18 protein-coding genes and 2 pseudogenes are annotated in these 19,026 nt (G+C 71.2%); 9 read left to right on the top strand and 11 right to left on the bottom strand.

Annotation, left to right across the window (positions count from 1 at the left end):
* Window position 1 precedes the first annotated feature (1 nt).
* Window positions 2-610: a HAMP domain-containing protein gene (locus HDA41_RS42230; protein ID WP_311772130.1), complete on the top strand. Its 609-nt coding sequence runs from the start codon at window positions 2-4 to the stop codon at window positions 608-610.
* 136 nt (window positions 611-746) lie between these two features.
* Here HDA41_RS42230 and HDA41_RS04930 read toward each other — a convergent pair whose 3' ends face one another.
* Window positions 747-1,856, bottom strand: coding sequence for an acyltransferase family protein (locus tag HDA41_RS04930; protein WP_184981054.1), 1,110 nt, complete (start codon window positions 1,854-1,856; stop codon window positions 747-749).
* 274 nt (window positions 1,857-2,130) lie between these two features.
* On the opposite strand from HDA41_RS04930, the gene HDA41_RS04935 reads away from it, so the two are divergent.
* Complete coding sequence (locus HDA41_RS04935) at window positions 2,131-2,352, top strand: hypothetical protein (RefSeq protein WP_184981056.1); 222 nt, start codon at window positions 2,131-2,133, stop codon at window positions 2,350-2,352.
* A 573-nt stretch (window positions 2,353-2,925) separates the two neighbouring features.
* Here HDA41_RS04935 and HDA41_RS04940 read toward each other — a convergent pair.
* On the bottom strand, window positions 2,926-4,347 hold the full coding sequence (locus HDA41_RS04940) for a DEAD/DEAH box helicase (RefSeq protein WP_184981059.1): 1,422 nt from the start codon (window positions 4,345-4,347) through the stop codon (window positions 2,926-2,928).
* Between the two features lie 156 nt (window positions 4,348-4,503).
* Between HDA41_RS04940 and HDA41_RS04945 the strand changes: the two genes are divergently transcribed.
* Window positions 4,504-5,238 carry a YqjF family protein gene (locus HDA41_RS04945; protein WP_184981061.1) on the top strand — a complete coding sequence of 245 codons (735 nt, stop codon included), beginning with the start codon at window positions 4,504-4,506 and terminating at the stop codon, window positions 5,236-5,238.
* Between the two features lie 76 nt (window positions 5,239-5,314).
* On the top strand, window positions 5,315-5,887 hold the full coding sequence (locus tag HDA41_RS04950) for a hypothetical protein (protein WP_221511836.1): 573 nt from the start codon (window positions 5,315-5,317) through the stop codon (window positions 5,885-5,887).
* A 199-nt stretch (window positions 5,888-6,086) separates the two neighbouring features.
* Here the strand turns inward: HDA41_RS04950 and HDA41_RS04955 are convergent.
* Together HDA41_RS04955 and HDA41_RS04960 are read right to left on the bottom strand one after the other, a co-directional pair.
* Window positions 6,087-6,445, bottom strand: a pseudogene (locus HDA41_RS04955) (hypothetical protein); the annotation flags it as partial.
* On the bottom strand, window positions 6,411-7,400 hold the full coding sequence (locus tag HDA41_RS04960; RefSeq protein WP_184981063.1) for a pirin family protein: 990 nt from the start codon (window positions 7,398-7,400) through the stop codon (window positions 6,411-6,413). The gene HDA41_RS04960 and the pseudogene HDA41_RS04955, both read right to left, overlap by 35 nt.
* A gap of 115 nt (window positions 7,401-7,515) precedes the next feature.
* Here HDA41_RS04960 and HDA41_RS04965 point away from each other — a divergent pair.
* A pseudogene (locus tag HDA41_RS04965) lies at window positions 7,516-8,000 on the top strand (carboxymuconolactone decarboxylase family protein).
* Between the two features lie 140 nt (window positions 8,001-8,140).
* Here HDA41_RS04965 and HDA41_RS04970 read toward each other — a convergent pair.
* From HDA41_RS04970 to HDA41_RS04995, 6 genes are all read right to left on the bottom strand, one after another.
* A complete protein-coding gene (locus HDA41_RS04970; RefSeq protein ID WP_184981065.1) occupies window positions 8,141-8,608 on the bottom strand; it encodes a MarR family winged helix-turn-helix transcriptional regulator in 468 nt (155 codons plus the stop codon).
* A gap of 87 nt (window positions 8,609-8,695) precedes the next feature.
* Window positions 8,696-9,808 (bottom strand): hypothetical protein, encoded by a 1,113-nt coding sequence (locus tag HDA41_RS04975; protein WP_184981068.1) that lies wholly within the window; start codon window positions 9,806-9,808, stop codon window positions 8,696-8,698.
* 23 nt (window positions 9,809-9,831) lie between these two features.
* On the bottom strand, window positions 9,832-10,389 hold the full coding sequence (locus HDA41_RS04980) for an RNA polymerase sigma factor (RefSeq protein WP_230299638.1): 558 nt from the start codon (window positions 10,387-10,389) through the stop codon (window positions 9,832-9,834).
* Between the two features lie 152 nt (window positions 10,390-10,541).
* Window positions 10,542-12,437, bottom strand: coding sequence for an ATP-binding cassette domain-containing protein (locus tag HDA41_RS04985; protein ID WP_184981070.1), 1,896 nt, complete (start codon window positions 12,435-12,437; stop codon window positions 10,542-10,544).
* A gap of 271 nt (window positions 12,438-12,708) precedes the next feature.
* Window positions 12,709-13,353 carry an SDR family NAD(P)-dependent oxidoreductase gene (locus tag HDA41_RS04990; RefSeq protein WP_184981072.1) on the bottom strand — a complete coding sequence of 215 codons (645 nt, stop codon included), beginning with the start codon at window positions 13,351-13,353 and terminating at the stop codon, window positions 12,709-12,711.
* 46 nt (window positions 13,354-13,399) lie between these two features.
* On the bottom strand, window positions 13,400-13,984 hold the full coding sequence (locus HDA41_RS04995) for a helix-turn-helix domain-containing protein (protein WP_184981074.1): 585 nt from the start codon (window positions 13,982-13,984) through the stop codon (window positions 13,400-13,402).
* A 118-nt stretch (window positions 13,985-14,102) separates the two neighbouring features.
* Between HDA41_RS04995 and HDA41_RS05000 the strand changes: the two genes are divergently transcribed.
* The 3 genes from HDA41_RS05000 (at window position 14,103) to HDA41_RS05010 (ending at window position 16,481) form a co-directional block, all read left to right on the top strand.
* On the top strand, window positions 14,103-14,939 hold the full coding sequence (locus HDA41_RS05000; RefSeq protein WP_184981077.1) for an EamA family transporter: 837 nt from the start codon (window positions 14,103-14,105) through the stop codon (window positions 14,937-14,939).
* 63 nt (window positions 14,940-15,002) lie between these two features.
* Complete coding sequence (locus HDA41_RS05005) at window positions 15,003-15,710, top strand: B3/B4 domain-containing protein (RefSeq protein WP_184981079.1); 708 nt, start codon at window positions 15,003-15,005, stop codon at window positions 15,708-15,710.
* 81 nt (window positions 15,711-15,791) lie between these two features.
* Window positions 15,792-16,481, top strand: a complete 690-nt coding sequence (locus HDA41_RS05010) for a 2-phosphosulfolactate phosphatase (RefSeq protein ID WP_184993152.1) — start codon at window positions 15,792-15,794, stop codon at window positions 16,479-16,481.
* A gap of 15 nt (window positions 16,482-16,496) precedes the next feature.
* On the opposite strand, the gene HDA41_RS05015 is transcribed toward HDA41_RS05010, so the two are convergent.
* Window positions 16,497-18,251, bottom strand: a complete 1,755-nt coding sequence (locus HDA41_RS05015; protein ID WP_184981081.1) for a SpoIIE family protein phosphatase — start codon at window positions 18,249-18,251, stop codon at window positions 16,497-16,499.
* Between the two features lie 242 nt (window positions 18,252-18,493).
* Between HDA41_RS05015 and HDA41_RS05020 the strand changes: the two genes are divergently transcribed.
* Complete coding sequence (locus HDA41_RS05020; protein WP_184981083.1) at window positions 18,494-19,018, top strand: ATP-binding protein; 525 nt, start codon at window positions 18,494-18,496, stop codon at window positions 19,016-19,018.
* Window positions 19,019-19,026 lie beyond the last annotated feature (8 nt).

The following is a 19,026-nucleotide window of genomic DNA, read 5'->3' on the forward strand; positions in this document are numbered from 1 at the left end:
GATGTCCGTGGCCGCCGCCGCGCCACTGGCCGCGGCCGGCCCGGCCGCAGGGCTGGGCCGGCGGGTCATCCCCTCCGAGCCGGCCGCCTCGCTGCGGCTGCCGGCCTTCCGGGCCGAGCGGATGACCATGCTGACCGGGCTGCTGGGGCTGGCGGTGAGGGTGGCCTGCCTGAGCTGGGTGCACATCGTGGTGGTACGGCCGCTGCGCGAACTGGCGCGACTCGCCGAACGGTTGGCGGGCGGCGACCGCCGCACCGTGCTGTACCCGGTGAACCACGACGAGACCGGCTCCGTCACCCGCAGTCTGGAGCTGATCAGGCAGGCGCCGCCTACGGCCCCGGGAAACCGCTCATCCCCGACAAGGGCCGGCAGCCCACCGACCTCGTCGTGCTGCAACCCGGCGATCTCGTCTTCTTCGCCATCATCAAGAACGACCCGAACCTCACCGACCACTGCGGGATGTACCTGGGCCTCGACAACGCGGGCCGCCCCCGCTTCTACTCGAGCCGCTCCGCCGCCAACGGCCCCACCATGGGTGACCTCGCCGGCCACGCCCTGCTCGACGGCACCGACTTCCACCCGCGGCTTCCGCGCCGTCCGCCGCCTGTAGCGGTACCTACCGCCCCGAGCCCGACCAGCACCGCACGAAGGCCGACCCCGTCTCATGGCCACCGCTCCCCGGGCCCGGGGAAACCGGCGCGCACCGCCGCAGGGCCTCGCGCACCGTCCGGTGCAGCACGTCGGTCCTAGAAACGGATGCGGCGCAGCAGCAGTCGTCTGGCCGGGCGTTCCAGGCCCTCGTACAAGGCCCAGGACAACCCCAGCGCCACGGAGAACGCGACGACGGTGGCGGTCAGCGCGGACAGCACACCGAAGTGCGGAGAGTTGCCGAGGAGGTTGGTACCGATCCGCAGCACAAGTAGATGGATCATGTAGAAGACGAAGGAGAGTTCACCCAGCCGCACCAGCCTTCGGTGCCGCCACAGCGAGGGGAGGCCACGTAGGTCGGCGACGGCCGCCGCCGGGATGAGCAGAGTGAAGCCGATGAGGGTGCAGGTGGTGGCCGGGTACCCGGCGGGGACTTGGGGGACGAGGAAGTAGCCGATGATCGCCAGGGCGAGTGAGGCCCCCAGGCTGGGCCCGCGCCATTGCCCGAGACTGACCATACGGGCGACAGCGGCACCGAGGACGAACTCGGGGAGGCGGGCGGCCGGGAAGGAGTAGAGCGGCTGGCCCAGCCAGTGGTGCGCGTCCGACCAGGCCAGCACCAGCACCGACAGCACCGACAGACCGGCCAGGACGGCCGATCCCCGGGCTCCCAGGCGGCGCAGCCAGAGAGCCAGCAGCGGAAAGACGGCATAGAAGAATGCCTCGCAGGCAAGCGACCAGCTGACGGGATCCAGCGTCTGCCACCAGGGGCGCCACCAGGTATGCAACAGCAGCACATTGGCCACGGCCTGATACAGGCTGGGCTTCGCCTGATGGGCCAGGGCGAGGCCCATGAGCAGCGCGATCGCGGCGGTGACGAGGTGGACCGGATAGATCCGGGCGATACGCCGCCACCAGAACGCCGGTGCTCGGTCGCCCGGCCGTGCGGACCACATCAGGACGAAGCCGGAGAGGATGAAAAAGAACGACACCCCGGTAGCCCCGGCCCCGAACCCCCACGTCGCGATACGCCCGCCGGTACCCCCGAAGTATCCGAAGTTGCGCACATGCAGCCCGAAGACCAGCACCGCCGCCATCCATCGCAGTCCCGTGAGCGACGGCAGTGAAGGCACCGGAGTTGTGGAAGCGGTCTCGACCGCGGTCGCTGTGGCGGGCAGCGTCCGGGGTGCCCCGGTCGCCGCCGCCATCACGTCACCTGCCGAGGGTTGTGCATGTGCGGCATGCGCGTGAGCCTTGCCCGATCGTCACCTTTCATACCGGGCTCGTGGGGAGCATCACATCGGTGCGGGCCCCCGCTCGACCGGTTCGGCAAGGGCCATTCTTTGATCATTGTTGACGGGACAAATGTGTCGGGCGGGCAACCGCGAGGGCTAGCCTCGCCACGTCCGCACCCCCTGTACCCACCCCCCACCTGAGGTGGCGGACGCGCAAGTCCCCTTTCGAACTCAAGGAAGGACTCTGATGGCACGCACCATCAGACGGTGGCTACTCGCGGGGGTGGGAACCCTCAGCCTCGCGGCGGCGGGCGCCGTCCCCGCGACGAGCGCGGCCTACCAGGCCGCCTATCCGCGAGTACGGCCTACCGTGGCCGACTACACGCAGGTGACCACCAGCCAGACCCCACCCACCCAGTCGCAGTGTGCGTCGGCAGGACGCCGCTGCTTCACCCCGCAGGCCGGATGATCGACGGCCCGGCCGACTGCCCGCCCAGCCGAGGAGGAAGCCGACGGGAATCGAGGCCAGAGCGATGTTCCGCAGCGGAAACCAGTGGAAGTCCCGCCCCGATCGTCAATAGAACGGGCGCCGCAACGGCGTGGACGGCCTCCCGTTCATTGCCAGACGATCACCATGCTTGGAAACCGTCCACGACCTGCGCGAGCACCGACGCCTCGCTCACTCCAGCCCCGCGACCAGCGGTTTCAGTCGGCGGACCACGCCCTGCTCTGCGTGGAGCCGGCAGGCTGGGGCCGCCGGTGATCCGCACGCCGGCGGCGTGCGCCTGCGCGCTGGTGGCAGGACATCATCGACAACCAATCGGCGACGTCCGCCGACATCAACGCCGCCACGGCGGTACACGCACCACGAGATCACCGGGGCATCAACGGCACCGGCGCCGTGGTCACCGCACTGGTCCCGCTGATCGTCACCTACAACCGCCACCGCCGCCACACCGCGGACACCCGCCCGTCAGCCGCGTCAACAACGCCGCGGGCCAAGGACGGCGAAGACACCGCCCGGCAGTCCGGGAAGCCGGTCTCAGCCGCCGCGCCGCACTCGGGCCGCTTTGCGGGCCTCCGCGAGCTTGCGGGCCTCGCTGCTCTTGCGGGATGACCTGCCGCCGGAACCGCCCTCGGCGTCCTTGGTGCTGCCCAGGCCGCGGAACGGGGCGTTGTGGTTCTTGGGGCGCGGTACAGCCGGCCCGCCGTCAAGCAGCTTGCCGGAGGGAGCCTTGGCGCCGGTGATCCGGCTCAGCTCCGCCTCGCCGGACCGCACTTTGGTGACCTTGGGGGCGACATCGGCGTCCGCCATGACCTGGCTCGTCTCGCGGCGCTGCGCCGACAGGACGAGCGTCACGACGGTGCCGGAGCGGCCGGCCCGGGCCGTGCGGCCTGCGCGGTGCAGATAGTCCTTCGGGTCGGTGGCCGGGTCGACGTTGACCACAAGGTCGAGGTCGTCGACGTGCAGGCCGCGTGCGGCGACGTTCGTCGCCACCAGCGCGGTGACCTGCCCGTTCTTGAACTGGGCCAGGCTCCGGGTGCGCTGCGGCTGGGACTTCCCGCTGTGCAGGGCGGCGGCTGCCACGCCGCTGGCCCGCAGATGCCGCGTGAGCTGGTCGACGCCGTGCTTGGTGTCCAGGAACAGCAGGACGCGGCCGTCCCGAGCGGCGATCTCCGTGGTCACGGCGTACCGGTCCGGGCCGTGCACGACGAAGACGTGGTGCTCGATCGCGGAGACGGCGCTGGACGAGGGGTCCACGGAGTGAATGGCGGGGTCGCGCAGGTAGCGCTGCACCAGCTGGTCGACGTCGCGGTCGAGGGTGGCGGAGAACAGCATCCGCTGCCCGTCGGGACGCACCTGGTCCAGGATCTTGGTGACCTGCGGAAAGAACCCCATGTCACACATCTGGTCGGCCTCGTCCAGGACCGCGATGCGCACCCGTCCCAGTCGGCAGCCCTTGCGCTCGATGAGGTCGTGCAGCCGACCGGGCGTGGCGACGACGATCTCGGCGCCATCCCGCAGCACGGCGGCCTGCCGTCCGATGGACACTCCGCCCACCACGGTCGCGAGCCGCAGCCGTAGCGCCTCGACGTACGGGGTGAGCGCCTCACCGACCTGCTGCGCCAGCTCCCTGGTAGGCACCAGGACGAGCGCCAGCGGCTCTTTCGGCTGCGCGCGCTGCCCGGCCGTCCGGGCGAGCATCCCCAGGCCGAAGGCGAGCGTCTTGCCGGATCCGGTGCGGCCCCGGCCCAGGACGTCCCGTCCCGCGAGCGCGTTCGGCAGCGCCGCCGCCTGGATGGGGAAGGGCACAGTCACACCGTGCTCATCGAGCGCCCGCAGAATTTCGGCCGGCAGCCCGAGCTGCGCGAAGGAAGCCGCCGTGGGCACCGCCGAAGCGGCGCCCGACGCCTCGGACACATCGTCCTGCTGCTGGGCATCGGCACGTGCTGATTCGCTCACAGAGAGCCTTCCTCCGAAGGGACCGTACCGAGGAAGGCGCGGCAGGGACGCGGCCACCAGCCAGAGACACCGAACGGAGACCGACACAGCGACGCTGCAAACGCGTAACGCTAGCACAGAGTGTTTCCGCCGACCGTGTGCGGAAACTCGGCGCCCGTGGTGGCGTATGGGGCGGAGCAGCGGGTGCGCCTGCCCGCGTTGCGCGCGGGTTGGGTGACGCAGACGTTCGTCCACTGGCCCTTTCCGCCGGAGGCGGTCCAGGCGCTGGTGCCGGAGGAACTTGTCGTCGACGAGTACGAGGGGGCGGCCTGGGTGGGGCTCACGCCCTTCGTCATGGCGGACGTGCGCCCTCCCGGCGTCCCTGCCGCGCTGCCCGGGCTCCCGACGTTCGCGGAGACGAACCTGCGGACGTACGTCCGGCACCGTGACGGACGGGACGGGCTCTGGTTCCTGTCCATCGAGGTCGCCTTCCCCCTGATGCTGGCGGCCCGCGCCATCGGAGCGCCGTACAACCCGGGCACCCTCGACGTCTCCACGAACGGGGACGCCGTCTCGTACTCCGGCTCCCGGTGGATCGGCGACGCCTCCTACCGCCTGGTTGTCCGCCCGGGCGACCCGATCGAGCCGACGGAGCGGGACGTGTGGCTGATCTCGCGCTGGCGGGCGTACACCCGACGGCTGGGGATGCTCTGGGAGACGCCCGTCGAGCACGAGCCGTGGCCGCTGTCCGACGCCACCGTCGACGTACTGGAGGAGACCCTCACCACCGCGGCGGGCCTCGGGGAGGCTCCCCTCGGCGAGCCCGTGGCGCACTTCTCGGAAGGAGTGAGGCATGTACGGCTGGGGCCCTCCAGGCCATGTGTCCGAGGGTGTGTCACCCAGCCTTCCTGACTCCCCGACAGGTCCCCGGGTGCGCCGCGGAATCACGCGACGCCCGCGGGTGCGCTTCGACGGCTGGATCGCCGGTATGGGCACCTCCTCCGGCACACGCCTCGTGCTCGGACACTGGCAACGGTCACCCTTCGGACCGTTCAGCGACGTGATGCTGGAACGGGCCGACGGGGAGAGGCTGCTGCTCGCCCCCACACGGGAGACGGCGGACTTCATCAGCGGCACCTACGTCTTCGACACGGTACGTGTCGTCCCCGTCGACGTGAGCATCACGGACGACACCTGGACCGTCGCCGCCGGACCACTCGACCTGCGCTTCGTCACCGGCCGGCGACGGCTGGTGGGCCTTGTGCTGCGGGCCGTTCCCGGTGCGCTCGCCCGCCGTCCGGCGTGGTGCGCGCTGACGGACCGGCCCGCCCGTCTGCTGCTGCCCGGCGTGCGCACCCGCGGCACTGCCGGCGGGGGCCGCCGCGAGTGGTACGGCGCCCGGGACCTGCTGCCGATCCGTGTGGTGTCGGCGGCCCTCGACGGCGCGCACCTTGGAGCTATGGCACCGGTCGGGCCGCCCGTGCGCTTCGGGTTCGGTTCGGCGCCGAGGGACCCCGCTGTCACCCGGGTCACGACGACGGTGGCGTTCGGATCGCAGTGAGACCGCCGAGCCCGGTGGACTCCCGCAAGGAAGAACTGATCGACGTGATCAGCGGCAAGCGCGGCTCGTAGGCGCGCGCGTTCGAGGCGGAGCCTCCGGCCTCGGGCGACGGGCTTCGTGGCAGAGGTGTCCGGTCGTGTACTGCTCTGTCGCCCGGGCCTGAGGCGCCCGACTACATCTCGGGATCATGCGGACGCCCCTACCGAGACCGGTCGCGCCCCAGCCGCGTCTCGATCGCGGCCGGCCGCTGCTGGGCGGCCCTGACGCGGTCGACGTCGAGCTTGTCGGTGCGGTCGAAGCGGTAGACGCCGTTCTGCTCCTGGAAGACGTCGGTGAGCTGGGTGTAGCAGTAGCCGGACAATTGCCGGGCTCGTCCCGCAGGACGCCGATCAGGCCGGCGAAGCGCCGCTGCCACTCCTCCTCGCCTCAGGAGGCGGTGTTGTCGTCACCCGTGGCGTCGGCGGTGTCCGGGTCCCACCAGATGCCGCCGAACTTTCGAGGAACTTGCGCCTTTCGCAGGAGGTCAGCGGCGTGAGGGGTTCCGGCGTGGGGTGATGACGGCGTTCGGCAGGGCGGGTGCGGGAAGGCGGTCACCTGGATATCCCTCGACGGCGCCGAAACGGTCCGAGGACGCCTCCCAGTCCTCTCGGGCCCGGACGATGTCCTGGTGGCTGCGGCCGATGAAGTTCCACCACATGACGATCTCCTCCTCGAAAGGAGGGCCTCCGAGCAGGATCACCCGCGCCGGACCGTCCGACTCGTTCACCATGGTCAGGGCGTCGGCGTCGCAGGGCACGTAGCCGAGTTCGGCCGGGCGCAGCACGGTGTCGGCCAGACGGACGTCCCCGCTGTCCACGAGAAGGCCGTGCTCGAAGGCGGTGTCGACGGCGAGGGCGAGCGCCGCACGGGGTTCGAGGGTGATCTCGGCACCGACCAGGGGCGTGAAGGTCCGCACCGGGGACGCGCTTCCGGCGAGCGAGCCCAGGAACACCCTGATCTCGGCTCCGTCGACCCGCACGGGTTCGGGTACGTGGTGCTGGAAGCCCCGATCGGCGTCGCGGTGCTCCTCGGGCAGCGCCACCCACAGCTGGACACCGTGGAGGACGGTGGTGCGCGGCGTGGACACCTCCGCATGGGCGATCCCGTACCCGCCCGTCATGAGGTTCATCTCGCCGGGCCGGATCAGCGCGACGGTGCCGAGACTGTCGCGGTGCTCGACCTCCCCGCTGAACAGCCAACTCACCGTCTGGAGCCCGGTGTGCGGATGCGGCGCGACGTCCATGCCGCCGGTCGCGGGGACGTCGGTCGGGCCGTAGTGGTCCGCGAAGCACCAGGCGCCGATCAGTGTCCGGCTCCGCTGGGGCAGCGTCCGCCGCACGCGCATCGCCCGCGGACCGCCCAGGGGCACCTCCCGCGCCGACAGCACCTCGATTCGGGGAGCTTCGGTCCCCTGCCCGCCGTCGAGCAGGGCTCCGCACCTCAGCTCCGCAGGCTCGGTTTCCACATTGCTCACCGGGACCACCTTCCACCTACTCTAGTTGTTACATCAACTATGATGTCACGAGTGTCGGCCGACAGCCATACGCATCCCACCCGCGGACCGGAGCGCCCCTCTGAAGGAGCCCACAGTGACCAGCCCCGCCCCCGGATCCGCGCCGCGGAGGATCTTCCTCGACAAGCAGAGCCCCAAGGCCTTCCACGCCCTCCGGCAGACGTCCGAGGCGGTCCGTGCCGTGGCCGCGCGGGATTCGACCGCACGACCGTGGAGCTGATCAACCTCCGGGTGTCCCAGATCAACGGCTGCGCCTACTGCCTGGGCCTGCACACCAAGGCGGCTCTGCGCGGGGGCGAGTCGGCACGGCGACTGGGAGTGCTGACGGCCTGGCGGGACACCGACATGTTCACCCACACGGAGCGCGCGGCGCTCGCACTGGCCGAGGCGACGATCGACCCGGCGAACGCCGAGGCGCAGGCGTCCGCCTACGAGGCCGCCCGGCAGGTTCTCACCGACGACCAGATCTCCGCCGCGACCTGGGTGGCGATCACCATCAACGCGTTCAACCAGGTCTCGATCATGAGCAGGCATCCGGTGCCGGCGCTACGCGAGGCGTAGGACAGAAAGGCCCACGTACCCCACCGCCGCCGGTGAGCGGCCGGGCGGCGACGGCCGGTCGCCCGTGGCCCGCACTCGGTGGGCGCAGCACTCCCGGGCGGGCCACGCATCACACCACCCGCGCCGTGCGTCCCGCTCGGTCAGGACGCGCCCTCGTCCAGCTTGCTCACGACGCGTTCGGAGATGTCGGCCAGCACGCGCAGTTCCGCCGGCGTGACATGGTCGAGGAACAGTTCCCGTACCGCCTCGACATGGAGCGGGGCAGCGGCCTCGATCGCCGCGCGCCCCGCCTCCGTGATCACCACGAAGGCGCCGCGGCCGTCGTCGGGACAGTCCTCCCGCACCACCAGCCCACGGCCGGCCATCCGCGCGATGTGGTGGGACATCCTGCTCTTCTCCCACTCCAGCGCACGCGCCAGATCCTGATAGCGCTGCCGCCCCTCCGGTACGTCCGTCAGCTGGACCAGCACCGCGAAGTCGGCTGCCGACACCTTCGACTCCTTCTGCAGCAACCGCGACAAACGGCCCCCGAGCTTCTCGTGCAGCCGGACGAAGCTCCGCCACGCGTGCTGTTCCTCCGGCGTCAGCCACCGCACCGTCTCTCCCATGGAGAAAGTGTAAGCATGGTTGACAGGTCATCGAAGTGACCCGCTGGCGGGCGTGGCCAGCCACCTCTGACAAGCAGGGGTGCCGGGTCAGCCGATGCGGTCGGTCCAGCCGACCTTGAGGTAGGTCGTGCGGATGAGCGGGGTGGCGCCGAGTTCGCTGGTCTGCTCCAGTACGCGGCTGGTTTCGGGGTCGATGAAGTAGTAGGGGCCGTGCACGTAGGTGAGGGAAGCGGCGGCGTGCTCCGCCCCCAGTTTCTCCTTGGGAATCTCCACCTTGCGGGGGAGGTTGATCACCGTGCCCGGACGGCCCTGGCTGTCCTTGACGTTCTGGGTCATGGTCACGCCCGGGGTGTCCGCGACGATCTGGAACAGCGCGGAGCGCAGCCGGGGACTCGCGGGGGACTCCGCGAGCAGCGACATGATCTCGCCGAACCGCTGTGCGGCGTCCTTGGAGAAGTGGGCCTTCAGCGCTGCCGGGTCGGTGGGCAGCCGGTCGAATTCGGTCCAGGACAGCCGTCGCTCGCCCACGGGCCAGTCGGCTGTGTTGTGGCCCGACACGGTCACCTTGCCGCTGGGGTGCCGAATCCAGGTGGTGCCCGACCGGTCACTGTAGACGGTCACCGTGGCCGTGGCCCGGCCGTCCTTCGCCCAGTAGTGGGACATCCAGTACTTGCCCTGGGGCGCCGGGGCCTCTGTCGAGACCTCCGCCATCTCGTTCAGGAACCGGGTGGCCGCCGAGGCCGTGGACGCGGGCTTGCCTCCCACGTCCAGCACCGGATACGCGACCGCGCCCGCGGCGAGCACCGCCACCGCCGCGCCCGCGACCAGCAACCGCCGACGGCGCGGGCCGCGGCTTCGCCGGTTCCTGGTCCCCGACTGTTTCTCCCCGTCCGGCCCGTGCGCTGCGCCGCCGATGACCCGTGGCGTCCGCGGAGGGGCCGGGTACGCCGTCGGACCGTCCGGTCGCGCCACGGCGGGCGGCAGCACGGCGTCATGCGCCAGGGCGGCGCGCGTGCTCGTGGTCTCGCGCTCCGCGAGGCGCGCCATCAGGTCGCGTACGGCGGTGATTCGTTCCGCCGGGGGCGGAGCCACGGCTCCGGCCGCTGTCAGTTCGTCGGCGCCGGGGAAGTCGAGAATGTCATCGCGTTCGTTCATGCTGCCCGTCCCGTCCATCCGGTGATGTCCGTTCTTGCTGTTCATGCCGTTCACTCCTTCTGTGTCCGTCACGTGGGGCCACCTGTTAGATCGAAGGAGGCGCCGGAGCGCATGCGGTTGCGGGCGCGGTGCAGTCGAGTCCGAGCCGTCGCGGCGGGTATACCGACCACGGCCGCCGCCTCGCTCGGCGTCAGCTGCTCCCAGGCGACCAGGAGCAGCAACTCACGTTCGTCTGAAGGTAGTTCGGCGATGATCGCGCGCAGTCGCGGGGCCATCGCGGCGGCGACGAGCCGGTCGTCGACCGCCTCCCACGGATCGTCCGCGCCGCTCGATCCCGCCGAGCCCGGCGGCCGGGGTTCCGCGAGCCGCCGCCAGTGCGCGGACAGGACGTTTCTGGCCACGCCGAACAGCCAGGCCCGTACGGACCCCCGGGCGGGATCGAAACCGTGGCGCGTCGCGTACGCCTGGAGCCACAGCTCGGCGAGCAGATCGTCGGCGGCTGACGGCGCGCGGCGGGCGAAGTAGCCGTGCAGGCCCACCGAATGGTGCTCGACCAGCGGCTCGAAGGCTGCCGGGTCCAGCACCGCAGGCGTCGGCACATGTTTGTCGTTCAGGTCCTTGGTCACCGGACCTCCGTCTCAGGACCTCTGTCGGCCGACCGCCGGTCGGCGGTCTCACCCTCTACTTGTCGGAAACCGGCTCAAGCGTTCGCGGGCCCGGTGGTGCCGTTGCCGTCGACGACGAGGAGGGCGGGTCAGGTCGCGGGGTTCATGGTGCGTCACCGGTCCTGGGACAGGGAGACGAGTTCCGCGAAGAGTCCCCCGGCGTTCGCCAGGTCGTCGTACGTGCCCTGTTCGATGACGTGGCCCTGGTCCATGACGAGGATGCGGTCGGCGAGCTTCGTGTTCTCGAGTTGATGGGTGACGACGATCGTCATGCGCTCGGCGGCGATCCGCTTGATCTCCAGGAAGATGGCGTGCTCGCCACGGGCATCCATCTGCGAGGTCGGTTCGTCCAGGATCAGGAGCGGGGTCTGCCGGTACAGCGCGCGGCCGCACGCGAGGCGTTGCCACTGCCCGCCCGACAGCTCGGCGCCGCCCCAGAGTTCTTTGGCGAGGAGGGTGTCGAGCTGCCGGGGCAGTTTCTCGATCGCCTCGCGCATGCCGACGGCGTCGACGACGTCCCACACCGGCCCGTCGTCGATCGTCCGTGGCTGGCCGAGGGTGATGTTCTCGCGGGCGCGCAGGGGCCAAGCGGCGAAGTTCTGCGGGACGAGCGCGGTGCGTTTCCACACGGCGTCGGGGTCGGCCTGGGCGAGGTCGGTGTCGTCCCACAGGACGCGGCCCTTGTCGGCGAGCAGGATGCCGGTGATGAGTTTGGTCAGGGTCGACTTGCCCGAGCCGTTCTCGCCGACGACGGCCAGGATCTCGCCGCGCCGCAGTGTGAGCGATACGCCCGCGACGGCGGGTTCCTCCTTGCCCGGGTACTGGTAGACGACCTCGTCGAGGCGAATCTGGTCCACTCGTTCGGGGAGGGCCAGGTCCCCGCGCCTGGGGGCGCGTTCACTCGCCATGTCGAGGAAGGACCGCATGTCGGCGAGGTAGAGCGAGGTGTGGAACATCGCGGCGCCGTGGATGACGAACTGGGAGAGCGCGGCCAGTGTGGTTTGGACGGCGACCACGGCGGTGGCCGCGACGGGCAGGGCGATGCGGCCGGTGGCGGCCAGCCAGGCCAGCGTGGCCCAGGTGCACAGCAGAAAGATCCCGCCCAGGGCGCTGGTGCAGAGCGTGATGCGCAGCATGCGCGGGGCAGCGGTCAGGGTTCGCTGGTCGATCCGGTTGGACAGGGCGCGGTACCAATATGTGAGGTAGCCGGTCATGCCGTTGGCGCGGACCTCGTCGCCGAAGCGGGAGTAGGTGGCCCACCAGCGCATCATGGAGCGCACGTTGCGGTCGCCGAGGTTGAGGTAGTGGGTCTCGTAGTCGACGCGTGCCGACAGGACGGCTCCGGCGCCAGCGGGGAGAACAGCCAGCAGGAGCAGGGGCAGCAGCAGCGGGTGCAGCGTCGTGACGACACCGCTCGCGGCAATCATGCGGATGAGGGCCGACATGAACCGCTGGGCGTCCTGCACCATCAGCCGGGTCCGGGTGACGCCGATTTCGGCGGCCTCCTGCCGGTCGGCGAATCCGTCCTCGCCGTAGGCGCACGACTCCACGCGGCACACGGCGGTCACGAGCGCGATGTCCGCTCGGGTCGTCAGCAGCGGGGTGATCCGTCCGTCGGCGTACGAGGACAGGGCGCCGCTGATCCGGCCGACGGCCGCGGCCGTCGTCACGACGATCAGGGCGGGCAGCGCGGCGTGCAGGCGTTCGGACACGCTGCCGGTGCCGAGGATGTGGGTCATCGCCTGTGCGGTGAACGCGAGGACGACGGCGGCTGCGCCGCCGGTCAGCAACTGGCAGGCGAGGAGCAGCACCACGCCGGTCCTGTCGACGGCCCACGCCATCCGGGCCGTATGCCCGAGCACCGAGGGCAGACGCCGGCACATCGCCGTGAAGCCGGCGTCTGCCAGCGGGTTCTTGCCGAACTTGCCCTCGAAGGTGATGGTGGCCGGGGGTGGAGGGGGCGGTGTCTGCGCGTTGTCGGTCGAGGCATCGGTGTCCGTCACCTGCATCGCTCCTCGGGTCGTGCCGCACCTGGATGGCTCGGCGGTGCACGGCCTAACGACGCAGCACGGGAATCGAACGCGATCGATTCCGGACGCGTGCGCCCCCAGACGCAGCAAGGGCTCGAACGGGTGGACGCGGTACTGAGGCCGCCCTCGGGCGGCTTGAGTTGGCCGAAACGCCGGTGCCTGAAACCCGAGTGACGGATGAGGTTCGCGGACTCTGAGCGGGGATCGCGCCGCGGCGCGGTCAGGGCTCGGCGAGAGAGCCGGTGTGGGGTCAGAGCTTGAAGACGAGCTCGGCCTGGTCGCGCCTGGTCGTGTGCAGTTCCCAGTAGAGAGGGGAGATCCGCTCGGGCTTGGCCGCCTCCACGCCGGGGATGACGGAGACGCCGATCGACGCGTCGATGCCGACGTGCGCGGCCTGGATGCCGGTGCCGGCCTCGGCCAGCTCCTTGTGCAGGTTCATCGCCCAGTTGCGCAGGGCCGCGGCGGCGGCGTTGACGTTGGCGACCCTCGGGTCGGGCCAGATGGATCCGGCGCCGGTGGTGTAGAGCAGGGTGCCTGAGCCGGCCTCCCGCATGGCGGGCAGCACCGCCTGTGTGGCGGCGATGGCGCCGTACAGCTGGAAGTTCATCTCGTACTCCACATGAGACGGCTCGGTACCGGCCGGAGCGGTCAGCGGGGTGATGCCGAACGTACCCACCGGGGAGTACTCCAGTACGTCGATTCCACCGAACCGCATGGCGGCGTCCTTGAGCGCCTGGGTGAGTGCGTCGCGGTCGAGGACGTCCGCAGGGAACGCGGCGGCGGTGACGCCCTCGGCGGTCAGCGTGCCGACGAGATCGTCGAGCTTGGCGCGGTTGCGGGAGATCAGGGCGACGTGGCCCCGGGAACCGAAGGTGCGGGCGATGGCCAGGCCCAACCCGATTACCCCCTCAGCCCCGAGATCAGCAGGCCGCTCCTGCGGGTCAGCTCGCCGGGGCGGGGCCGGGTGGCAGCTGGACCGTCATGATCAGGTGGCAGGTTTCGGTACCCGAGCCGCGATAGGTGTGCGGGGTGTCGCCGTCGAACGTGGCGGTCTGGCCCGCCTCGACGGCGTGCTCGGCGCCGTCGACGACCAGGGTCATCCGGCCGGAGGTGACGCTGACGGTTTCCACGACTCCGCCCTGGTGGGGATGGCTGGGGTACTCCTCGTCCGGTTCCAGCCGCCAGCGCCAGACCTCGACCGGCGCCGGCCCTGACGTCGTCAGCATCAGCCGGGCCTCGCTACCCCGCTCTCCGGTCCACAGGGGGGCCACGGCGTCGGCGGACACGACGCGGACACGGCCTGCGGGCGACCCCTGCATCAGGGCGGACACCGAGATGCCGAGGGTGTCGGCCAGTCGGACCAGGGTGGCCAGGTTGGGGTTGCCCTGGGCTTTCTCCAGTCCCACCAGGGCACCCTTGCTGACCTGGGCGCGCCGGCTGAGTTCCTCCAGCGTGAGGCCCGCGCGGATGCGGGCCGCCCGGACGTTGTGCGCGACCGTCCGCAGGGCTGCGGCCGTCTCGGTCACCTGATCACCATCCTTGCAGCTGGAACATTCGACTGTACCGCCCGGTCGTTTGGTTGACATCGGCCGGTCGTTCTGTTGTACGGTCTGGTCGTTCCACTGAATGGTAAGGGATGTTCCTGTGATCGCTCTGCTGCTTGCCCTGGGCAGCTCGCTCGCCTACGGATGCGCCGATTTCCTCGGCGGCCTCGGCGCCCGTAAGGCTCATGTGCTGCGCACGGTGATGATCGCGGCCCCGGCGAGCCTCGCGGTCGAGCTGTTGCTGTGGCCGGTGCTCGGCGCCTCGTTCAGCGCCGGCGCCCTTGGCTGGGGTGTCGCGTCCGGGGTCGCCTCCGCCGCCGCGTTCGCCCTGCTCTACCGCACGCTGGCGATCGGTCCGATGAACGTGCTGTCGCCCGTCACCGCCCTGGTCTCCGCCGTACTGCCCGTCGGTGTCGGCCTGGTGCAGGGCGAGCACCTGGCCGCCGCGGGAGTGGTGGGACTGCCGCTCGCGCTGGTGGCGGTCGTGCTGGTCAGCGCCGGCCACGGCGCGGGCTCGGCGCGCCCCTCCCGCACGGCGCTGCTGCTGGCGTTCGGCGCCGGCGCCGCCATCGCCCTTCAGCTGGTCTGTCTTCACCAGGCGCCGTCCGACAGCGGGGTCGCCCCGCTGATCGTCGGCCGGACGGTCGCCTCGGCCGTCACCCTGGCCGCGGCGGGGCTGATGCACCGCAGGCTGGGCACCGAGCGGCCCGCGTACGCCATGTCGGCAGCCGCGGGTGCGCTGGACTCCGTGGCGAACCTGCTCTTCCTGCTGGCCGCCCGCAGCGGGGACCTCGCCGTCGTCGCCGTGATCACCGCCCTCTACCCGGCCGGTACGGTCCTGCTCGCCCGCGGCGTGCTCGCCGAACGGATCCACCGCGGCCAGCTCGTCGGCCTGGGCGCCGCCGCCGTCGCGGTCAGCCTCCTCGCCCTGACCTGAGCAGCCCCACCCTGTCCACGACCGAACCAAGGCCCGCCCCGACGCGAGAAACGGAAACCCGCCGTGCCCACCTTCCACCTCACCCCCGCCGTCGCGGAGGCCTTCCCCGACAGCCTCATCGCCCTGGTCACCGCCACCGGCCTGCGCGGCCGCGAACCCTGGCCGCACACCACCACCGCCGTGGAGGAAATGGAGCAGCAGCTCTCCGACGGCACCTGGCATCCCGCCGACGAGACCGATCCGCGCATCGAGGCCTGGCACACCGCCTACCGCTCCTTCGGCACCAACCCCCGCCGCATCCGCCCCAGCGTCGACGCGCTCGGCCGCCGCCTCGCCAAGAAGGGAACACTGCCGCGCATCAACCCGGCCGTCGACTCCTACAACGCCGTCTCCGCCCGCCACGGCCTGCCCGCCGGCGCCTTCGACCTGTCCCGGGTGGCCGGGGACGTCGCCATCCGTTACGCGGACGGCACCGAGTCCTTCACCCCGCTCGGCGAACCCGGCACCGTCGAGCACCCCAAGCCCGGCGAGATCATCTACGCGGACGCCACCGGCGTCCTGACCCGCCACTGGAACCACCGCGACGCCCACCGCACCCGCGTCACCGAGGACTCCGCCCACGTCGCCTTCGTCCTCGAAACCCTCCACGCCACCCGCGACGGCGCCCTCCTCAAGGTCGCGGCGGAGGAGTTGCAGGGCCTGCTCGCCCCGCATGCCGCACAGACCGCCGTGTACTACCTCAGCCCGGCCGGCCCCCGGGCCACCGCCTGAGTCTCCTGGTGAGGAGGCCGAGTGATGTCCTCGCCGGAAAATCGATCGCTTCGGATGATCCAGAGGGCTCAGAATGGCGCGATGGATCATCACTTCGTGGGCATCCCGGAGTTGACCGGCGTTCCCCGTGTCGCAGTCGTCATCGACGTCATGCGCGCCTTCACCGTGGCCGCCTGGGCCTTCTCGCGTGGCGTCGAGAAGATCGTCCTGGCCTCGACGGAGAGTGAGGCACTTGCCCTGAAGGAGAGCCGCCCGGGTTGGCTGGCCCTGAAGGACGGAGCTCCGGCACCGGGTTTCGACGCGGTGAACTCACCCGGCTTGCTCAGGTCACGCGATTTCGCTGGTCGCACGCTGGTGCAGAAGACGACGGCGGGAACCGTGGGCGCGCTGGCCGTCGCGGACACGCCGCTGGTCTTGTGCGCGAGCTTCGTGGTGGCCGGCCCGACCGCGCGGTTCCTGCAGACGAGGGATTGCGGTCCGGTGACGTTCGTCGTCACCGGCGAGGGAGGCCAGGCCGACGAGGATCTGGCCTGCGCCCAATACATTGGCCGATGCATGGCCGGAGACGATGTCGAGGCGGCCCCGTATCTCCACCGCGCGAGGACTTCTCGTGCCGCGGCAGAACTCGCCGGCGGGCTGCGCAGCGGATTCCACCCGGACGACGTCGATCTCTGCCTGGAGATCGACCGGTTCTCCTTTGCGATGAAGGCTTGCCGGGAAGAGTCCCTGACGGTGCTCCGTCCCGTTGCGGTGCCTGCCATCGAACCCTGAGGATCCGCCGTCGGGTCACCGGTCGTCTGCTCGTGCCGCGGCGGAAGGGGTGCGCAGGGCCAGGAGGGCGACGTCGTCCTCGTTGTCGGCGGGGCGGACGCGGCGCAGCAGGTGGTCGGTGAAGGAGGCGAGGGGGCGGTGCACGAGGGCGGCGGCGTGCCGGCGCAGTCGGTCCAGGCCCTCGTCGAGGCTGTGGCCGGGTGCTTCGATCAGACCGTCGGTGTACAGCACGAGGGTGGATCCGGGCGGGATCAGGGTCGTGGCGTCGGGGCGCGGGGTGCCGGCACCGGCACCGGCACCGGCGCCCAGGAGGATGCCGTGTCCGTCGGTGAGGTAGCGCGCCAGACCGTCGTGGCTGATCAGCAGGGGCGGCGGGTGGCCCGCGTTGGTCCAGGACAGCTGCCAGTGACCGTCGTCGTCCGCCGCTTCGATCCGGGCGAAGACCAGCGTGGCCATGTCGACGTCCGTGATGTGCTGGAGCGCTTCGTCGAGCCGTGTGACGATCCGGCTGGGCGGTTCGTTCTGGGACCAGGCGTAGGCGCGGAGCATGTTGCGCACCTGCGCCATACCGGCCGCCGCCTCCAGGTCGTGCCCGACGACGTCCCCGACGGCCAGGGCCGTGGATCCGTCGGACATGGGGAAGGCGTCGTACCAGTCGCCGCCGACCTGTGAGGCGTCGGGCGCGGGCAGGTAGCGGACGGTCATCTGGAGGCCCGCGACCCCCGGCATCTGGGGCAGCAGATGGTTCTGCATGGTCTCGGCGACCTTGCGCTGGCGCTGGTACAGGCGGGCGTTGTCCAGGGCGAGGCCGGCCCGGCGGGCGATGTCCTCGACCAGCGGAAGGTCGGCGGGAGTGAAGGCGACCGGGTCCTCGGCCCGGCCGAGGGTCAGGGCCCCCAGGACCGCGCGGGTGCTGCGGATGGGCGCGATGGCCGCCGAGTGCATCCCCGTGGTGTCGAAGAGCCGGCGCTGCTCGACCGCGATGCCGGAATCCGGTTCCCGCTGGTAGGTGCCGGGCCCGGCCACCGTCGAGGCCACGCCGCGCAGGGCTCTCGACAGGGGCATCGGGGACGCCTCCGGGACGGGCGGCATCGGGCCCTGAAGGTCGTCCCGGTGCACCGGAGTGCCGCCGTCGGCGTGGACGACCGCGGTACGCCAGACTTCGTCGCGCTCGGTGATCAGGTCGACGATCACCCAGTCCGCCAGCCGGGGCACGACCAGGCTCACCAGGCGTTCCAGCGCCTCGTCGACGTCGAGCGTGGAGGTCAGCCGCGTCGTGACCTCGGCCAGCAGGGCCAGCCGTTCCAGCTCGGGCAGCGGTCTGCTCGTCGGCTCCGGCCGCGCGCCGGTTTCGGGCGCGTGGTCGACGGCGTGGAAGAGCACGAGCGTCCCGGCTCCGTCCCCGCCGATGTCGTACGGGGTGATGAGCCAGGCGATGGGCAGCACGGAACCGTCTCCGCGTGCGAAGTAGTCCAGCTCGGCCTGGGCGGTCCGCCCGGCGTGGAAGGCCTGTCGCATGCCGCACCGGGTCCTGGTCAGCGGCTGCCCATGGGCGTCCCGGTGCAGCAGGTCGTGCGCGTCATGACCGAGCAGTTCCTCGGTGGACCGGGCCAGTACGTCCCGGGCGCGGGCGTTGACCGCGAGGATGCGGCCCTCCTCGTCCACGACGTAGGCCCCGGTTCCGATGACATCCAGCCTTCGGGTCAGCGGGGTGTCGAGTACGGCCACGGGCTGCCGCGCGGCGGTCTCCGTATGTTCCGGCCCTGCCATGTCGTCGCCTCCTCGCTGGTCGGCCGCCCGTGCCGCCTGTCGGCCCGTCGCCCGTGGGATGCCCTCCGGTGTGCATCCCCGTGTGCCCCGTGGCGTCAAAACCAGCCCCCTCGCGCGGCTGCCACCGTTCGGAGCCGCTTGCTGAGAACGCAGGACAGCCCTGGTATGCGCGGTCCACGCCCGGGTAGACGCAGGGCGAAAGAGCTGCCCGGCACGGGCGAACACAACGAAAGAGCATCCGTATGGTCCTCCCGCTTGGGAAGCAGGCGGCAGATCGACCGGGCGCGGACGAGCACGCCACGCTGCGTTTCGGCGCGGCCTGGTCCGACGGCGCGGCAAACGCCGCCGACGCGCGCCTGGCACTGCGCGCCTTCCTCGCCCGCGGCCCGCACACTGTCCCCGTTCCGATTCCGGCCACCCTGGCCGTGGACGCCGAACTCGTCGTCAGCGAGTTGGTCACCAACGCCATCCGGCATGCTCCCGGCCCCTGCGCGCTGATCCTGCGGCTGTTCCGGGGACAGCTGGCCATCACTGTGTGGGACACCTCGGCGGAGCAGCCCACGGTGCGCAAGGGTGACCGGTTCCGCGTCGGCGGTCACGGCCTGCGCCTGGTGCACACGGTCAGCGAGCGGGTCGCCGTGGCACCCCGGGCCAGGGGGAAGCAGATCACGGCCTTCCTGCGGCTGGCCCCGAGCGACCACGTGAGCGCCGGTTCCGGTTCCGGTTCCGGTTCCGGTTCCGGGAGGAGCGTACTGGCCGCCGGCTGACCCCGCTC

The organism is Streptomyces caelestis (assembly GCF_014205255.1).
GTDB lineage: Bacteria > Actinomycetota > Actinomycetes > Streptomycetales > Streptomycetaceae > Streptomyces > Streptomyces caelestis.